Source organism: Candidatus Protofrankia californiensis (assembly GCF_900634765.1).
Lineage (GTDB): Bacteria > Actinomycetota > Actinomycetes > Frankiales > Frankiaceae > Protofrankia > Protofrankia californiensis.
On the sequence record NZ_CAAAFT010000376.1, the window covers coordinates 12563 to 13493 of the forward strand.

Annotated in this window: 1 protein-coding gene; it reads right to left on the minus strand. The window is 66.0% G+C overall.

The genetic code is table 11. The annotated features are described in order from the left end of the window. Positions 1–781: cytochrome c oxidase subunit I (locus DD1DGNOD_RS19285; protein ID WP_206443308.1), on the minus strand; the 781-nt coding region annotated here is incomplete at its 3' end. Positions 782–931 lie beyond the last annotated feature (150 nt).

Genomic DNA, 931 nt, shown 5'->3' on the forward strand with positions numbered 1-931 from the left:
CGGGATGGCCGAAGAACCAGAACAGGTGCTGCCACAGGATCGCCCCACCGCTGGCCGCGTCGAACACATGCGCGCCCAGCCGGCGGTCCGCTTCGAGAGCCAGTAGCGCGCCGGTGAGGACCGGGAAGGCGACCAGCACCAGGATCGAGGTGATCAGGAAGTTCCAGCAGAAGATGGGCAGCCGGAACATCGTCATTCCCGGCGCCCGCAGGCAGAGAATGGTCGTGATCATATTGACCGCGCCGAGGATCGTGCCGAGACCCGACACCACCAGGCCGAGAATCCACAGGTCGGCGCCGGACCCCGGCGAATAGACCGAGTTGTTCAACGGCGCATAGGCGAACCAGCCGAAGTCCGCCGCGCCGTTCGGGGTCAGGAACCCCGCGACGACCGTCAGACTTCCGAACAGGAAGAACCAGTAGGACATCGCGTTGAGCCGGGGGAACGCCACGTCCGGCGAGCCGATCTGCAGCGGCACCAGGAAGTTCGCGAACGCGAACGCCATCGGTGTGGCGAACATCAGCAGCATCAGCGTGCCGTGCATCGTGAACAGCTGGTTGAACTGCTCGTTCGACAGGTACTGCAGACCGGGCCGGGCGAGCTCGATCCGCATCAGCTCGGCCATGATCCCGGCGAAGAGGAAGAACCCGAAGGCGGTGACGCCGTACATCACGGCGATGTCCTTGTGGGACGTCGTCCGCAGGTAGCCGAGCAGGTTGGTCCGCGGCTTGGCGTGGAGATCCTCGACGTGGCCGGCCGGCGGCTCATGCACCAGTGTCACTGTCCGCTCCCGGGAGTGTTCGTTCCGGCGGATGTCTGCGTGGTCGCCCCGGCCGCGGTCACCGTGGCCGGGCGGGTCCGTTCGGCGATGAACCGGTCGTACTCGTCACCCGGGACCACCTTGACGGAGAAGTTCATCCGGTCATGGTCG